Origin of the sequence: Edaphobacter sp. (assembly GCF_035532915.1) — a bacterium.
Taxonomy (GTDB): Bacteria; Acidobacteriota; Terriglobia; order Terriglobales; family Acidobacteriaceae; genus Edaphobacter.
This window is the reverse complement of sequence record NZ_DATKQC010000093.1, coordinates 1-4811: the sequence shown is the minus strand read 5'-3', so window position 1 is coordinate 4811 and position 4811 is coordinate 1. Positions and strand designations below refer to the sequence as shown.

The following is a 4811-nucleotide window of genomic DNA, read 5'->3' as shown; positions in this document are numbered from 1 at the left end:
ATAGGTGTTGATCGAGTTTGCTACAAACCCGCGAGCCTGATTGATCGCCGCCAATGGCGCGATCGTAGTCTGATAGAGCTTCTGCATCTGCTGAGCAACCTGATTGATCGCACTGAGTGAACTGCCGATGTCGTTCTGAATCGAACTGAAGATCGCGTCGAAAACACTGAGGAATTGCCCGTGAGCCAGCTTCGGCAGGGCAAAGCATGTTTCGACCAGAAGGACCCCAATGAGCAGTCTCCTCTTCCAGGCTCTCGGCTTCGGAACGAACTCTGGATCGCCCTTATATGGCTCTCCATTCAGGAGCGGTGTCGCTTCGGGTTGGGCATGGTCCGTCATTGGCTCAGCGCCTCCTGCATCTCTCCGGACAGTTCAACCGGCAACGGCGCCAGTTCCGCCAGGCCGCGCGGATAGCGCGCGGCCAACTCTTCGTAGGCCTGAATCAGCGGTAGCTGCTGGTGCTGGCGAAGCCACCACTTCCGGAACGACCGTTCCCGGGCGTACGTGGTCGTGATCCAGTAGTCCACGGGACTGGGAACGATCCGGATCGCATGCGTCGATTCCGCCTTTTCCCCAATTGCAATAAGAAATTCGGCGCTATGTCCCTTCTTCGGGTGTGCGAACGTCTTGATCTGGTTGAGTGCTGTCTCGTTCAGGTGAACGTGCTCCCGCAGCGCGGTCATATCCCCAGGCTGCTTGCCGATGATCTTTGTAGAAGCGTTCTTCACAATTCCGGCCCCATGCTCATTCGGGCGGTCGGGTGTCCCGACAAAATCCTCCGGAGTCTGGCTGATGCCCCAAACACTTGCATTGCGCTTGCGTGCGGTACGAAACAATTGCACAACCACGCCGGCGAGGATTGGGGATTCGAGCAGCGCCCAGCATTCATCGAGCAGGACGATGCTTGGCTGCCCCGTCATCCCCGATGCGCGATACGTGGCAGTGTGCGCAATCAGAAGGCTCATTGCACGTTCCAGCCGCGGATCGTCTTTCAATTTCTCGACATTGAAGTAGAGCCACGGGTTGTTCAACTGGACCGTAGTGGGCCGGTCGAACAATTGCGCATACGGCCCTTCATCGACCCATGCACGCAGCTTGGTCGAGGCCATCTGTGCCATCGCGTTGATTTTCTGATTGCGATCCCGGTCTTGCCAGTGCGCCAGTTCCGCGGCCAGGTCACCGAAGAGCGGAATTGGGTTCGAGGTTTTGGCGCTGCATCTCTTGTACGTCGAAGCGATGGCTTCAAGGAGCACACTGTCGAGCAGATCGATATCGAGGTCGGGCGGCGTGTTCTCGCCCAACATGTGCCGCGTCAGGTTCTTCAGAAATGAAATCTGGTCATTGGAGGGCTTCGTCTCTCCTCTGGGCAGATCCCAGGGGTTGATCGTCTGATCGCTGTCGAGCGACATTTCGATCATCTCGCCGCCCATCAGTTCGACAAGCGGCTGATACGAGTCCCCACGCTCAAGAATTGAAATCAAGGGATTGGCGCGAGCGGCCATCAACAGCATCTGTTGTGCGGCAAGGGTCTTGCCACCGCCGCTCTTCGCCATCAGAAGTCCGTTCGCATCCGAGAAATCGGGATCGAACATGGAGAAAGGAATGAGTTGGCGGTAGGGAGTCTCGAACAGAATGAGCGGACTCCTCCGCGTCCCGGTCCATGGCATCTCAACCGGCACGAGATCGGCGGCATTCAACGTAAGCATGTCCTGATCCCGTTTGTCGGCCTCGGCCATCCCGGGCAACGTCCCTAGGAAGATGCGCCGCTTGGCGATTGTCTCCGCTACGGCTTTCGCGCCATTCATATGCGTGAAGGCATTCAGCACTTCTTGCGTGCGGTTAGCGAGTTCCCGTTCTGACCGCTCAAGATCACCGAGCGTAACCGCGGGTTGCGAGGTACGAACGACAACGGACAGACTCAACTTCGCTGTCTTTAGCGAGGAGGAGATGATGTCCCGCTGCACCTCGATGAGCTGCGCCTGCGCGACTTCGGCTTCGGGATTCGATTTGAAGTTTCCATTCGCATCCTTTTGCGCGGCTGTCATCTTCTGGAGGCGCTTCTTGTAACTTTTGAGCACCTTCACCTGATCCGGGATCACACTTTGCGCGCTAACTACGACTGGAAAGCCGAGAGTTGCAAAGTTCTGCAGCATGCCGGGAAAGGTCGCATCGGGAAGTTCCTTGAGGCTGACGACGGCATATAGATACCCATCGATATTCAAATAGGTCTCGGTTTCGTTGAGAATGCTCGCTTCGGTTGCCTGTTCCCGCGCACTTCGATATCCGAACATCTCCTCGCCGGGCAAGTAGGGCCGCCGATCACGGCGCATTGGATGCTGCGCGTGTTTGAGTTCCTCAAACAGTTCCTGAGTCGAAAGTCTCCGGGGCCCGAGGTTTGCCGCCTCCATCGACCCCTCGATGCCCCGGAGGATGGATTCGAACTCGGCCAGGTAGGTCTCGTGCTCCTTCCGCGCACGCTGGACGGCCTTTGTCTGGCTCAGAGTGAATCCACCAACGCTGTGATTCTGCCGAGCGGAGTGATAAAGCTTTGCGTGAATCTGCGGATCCCAGATCAAGTACACGTGCAGCCGGTTCTCGAAAAAGTAGCCGCTCTGTTCCTTTTGTCTCCACATCCGAAGCCGATGGAAATCGAGAGCCATCACCTCTGACTGATCGGTTCGCTGCTCACGGAGGTAGTTGTCGAGGAGATCGCCGAGGCGCTCTGATATCTCGTAACGGAACTGAACGCGCATGCTGACGTCCGGAAGACTGCGGAAAAGCGCTTCCAGCATGGCCTTGTTCTGATTCCGTTCGCCATCAGTTGCGAAATACGCGAGAATGCCACGCAACGCATATCCCGCTACGAAAGCTCCGTTCGTGCGCACCATAATGTTGTCGCCCACGGGAAGATCGCGCAGAGACAGCAGTTCGCAGACGGCGGGCGTTTTGAGCCTTCTATCGTGTTCTGCTTGGGTCACCGGCATAGTTATCGTCTCCCTTAACAACTCCGATCCCTTCGATTTGCAGTTGCTGCTCCACGATTCGTGCGAGTGGTGCGATCTCCTCATGGATGCGCGCAGCGAATATCACACAAGCAAACGTGACCTGGGCTGCTTCCGCATCGAGAACGGCCACGACCATTCCGTTCTTCTGCGCTGTGATCGACGCGTGCATCGATTACTCCTCGTCTTCGGTCAGATAACTTTCCTTCAGTTCCGAATCTCGCTCAAGCGCGCACCACGCCTTCGGAGCGAAAAACGAGCGGACCAGATCGGTGAGATACCCACGCGGCCTTCCATACTTGAAAAGAATCAGGAAGGGCACGGCTAGCGCAGGCACGATGAACTCCATAAAGATGTTGAGTGGTACCCCGAACACATGGGCGTTGCCGCTGACGAAATGCGCAAGCAGATTCATCAACGCGGCGAGCGCCAACACCAGGATCAAGTCCTCGAACTCGAGGCCCAGGAACGTCACCTTGGTATGAAGGTTGCGGTGAACCGGCGTCATGTCGAGACTCACGGCACTACCCTCCCACTCCATGCGCCTGCGTCACCATCGATTCGGCCAGGCGCACCATTCCCGAAACCATCAGGGCTCCGATCGCGGCAATAAACTTCCTGATCCAGGTCGAGCCCGGATAGATCTCCGAGACCACGCCGCCCATGTGCAAAGCCATCGCGGCCAGCTGCGTGAGCGCAAACATGGGCAGAATCACATTGGCCGTCCAGTTCACAAGGCTCATCGTGGCCATCCAGAACGCGTCGGCATTGGTCGCGCCAGCGTGCTGCACAAATCCTTCGAGTGCCCGCAACATCCCGGAGCACAGCAGCGAGGCGAAGCCTCCATAGAGGGGTTGCTCGAAAGGGCCGCCCTTGCTGTAGCGATACACGGCTCCGGCAAAGAACAGGCCTGCCATCGTCGGCATCATGGTGTTACCGGCCCAGGAGGCAAGGTTCGTAATGGCTCCATCGAGGCTCATATATTGCTCCTCACGCCGCCATCGCCCGAAAAAGCGAAAGGAGGCCGCTCACGCTCAGGAAAGAGATCGCGGCGAAAATCTGCCTGGACCAAGGTCTGTGCCGGACGTAGTTGATAACGGCTCCGACACATGCAAGTCCCGCCGCGGCCGGCAAAATCTGCCCGGCGATGTAATTCCACAGGGAGGAGAGCATGTCGGTCATCGCGAACTGCCCTCCCGAGTTCCATCCCTCAAAAAGCTGCATCGTTGCCGACAGCGACATTAAGAAGAGAGCGGCAACAATCGAGCCGAGAGGATTCTCACCAGATGCTCCATCAAGTGTGGCTTTCAGGACGAAGTACGCTGCAAGGATCGGCACCAGCCGGGCGACAACAATCTGGCTTACGAAGTTCTTGAAAAGTGCTTCCATGCTGGCCAACCAGCCTGTGCCCACCGATCCGCTTCCCGAAGGAATGTTGATGCCCTGTGCCGCGACCCATGACAGCAGTTGTGGCAAAGTCAAAAGAACGACGGTCCACAGAATCCATTTGCCGCTGCGGCCGTTCACGTGGAAGTTGATCCCGCCTTCATGCCGCAGGCTCACTCCCGCGGCAGCCAGCGTGCAGAACGCCGCCGGCACCGCGAGATCGAGCAGCACCTGGAGAAGGTCGAGGAGGAACTGTGGCGTCTGCATGGCTCTCCCGCCGTGGCTACTGAATGCCTTGCGCCTGAGTGATGAAACCCTCAGCCATACGTCCGAGACCGGAGATCACCATGAGGGCCACGCCCGTCACGCCCCAGCCGAGATAGCCGCGGCCGGATTTGAAGTGCCATCCCGCGATGCCGAGGC

The 4811-nt window shown here is 57.8% G+C and carries 6 protein-coding genes; all 6 read right to left on the bottom strand.

Features of this window, described 5'->3' with window-relative positions; all coding sequences use genetic code 11:
• The coding region (locus tag VMU57_RS04885) for a hypothetical protein (RefSeq protein WP_325381385.1) at positions 1–339 on the bottom strand (339 nt) is incomplete at its 3' end.
• Entirely contained in the window at positions 336–2984 is a 2649-nt protein-coding gene (locus VMU57_RS04880; protein ID WP_325381383.1) for a hypothetical protein, read from the bottom strand. The genes VMU57_RS04885 and VMU57_RS04880, both read right to left, overlap by 4 nt.
• Positions 2956–3174: a hypothetical protein gene (locus VMU57_RS04875; protein WP_325381381.1), complete on the bottom strand. Its 219-nt coding sequence runs from the start codon at positions 3172–3174 to the stop codon at positions 2956–2958. The genes VMU57_RS04880 and VMU57_RS04875 overlap by 29 nt, the downstream gene beginning before the upstream one ends.
• Before the next feature lie 3 nt (positions 3175–3177).
• Positions 3178–3522 (bottom strand): hypothetical protein, encoded by a 345-nt coding sequence (locus tag VMU57_RS04870; protein WP_325381379.1) that lies wholly within the window; start codon positions 3520–3522, stop codon positions 3178–3180.
• Between the two features lie 4 nt (positions 3523–3526).
• The gene (locus VMU57_RS04865) at positions 3527–3982 is read right to left on the bottom strand and encodes a hypothetical protein (RefSeq protein WP_325381377.1); all 456 of its coding nucleotides are present in this window, start codon (positions 3980–3982) and stop codon (positions 3527–3529) included.
• A 10-nt stretch (positions 3983–3992) separates the two neighbouring features.
• Positions 3993–4655, bottom strand: coding sequence for a hypothetical protein (locus tag VMU57_RS04860; RefSeq protein ID WP_325381374.1), 663 nt, complete (start codon positions 4653–4655; stop codon positions 3993–3995).
• Between the last annotated feature and the right edge of the window lie 156 nt (positions 4656–4811).

Coding starts and splice junctions, on each gene's coding strand:
- VMU57_RS04880 (WP_325381383.1), bottom strand. CDS start 2,984: ATGCCGGTGACCCAAGCAGAACACGATAGAAGGCTCAAAACGCCCGCC.
- VMU57_RS04875 (WP_325381381.1), bottom strand. CDS start 3,174: ATGCACGCGTCGATCACAGCGCAGAAGAACGGAATGGTCGTGGCCGTT.
- VMU57_RS04865 (WP_325381377.1), bottom strand. CDS start 3,982: ATGAGCCTCGATGGAGCCATTACGAACCTTGCCTCCTGGGCCGGTAAC.
- VMU57_RS04860 (WP_325381374.1), bottom strand. CDS start 4,655: ATGCAGACGCCACAGTTCCTCCTCGACCTTCTCCAGGTGCTGCTCGAT.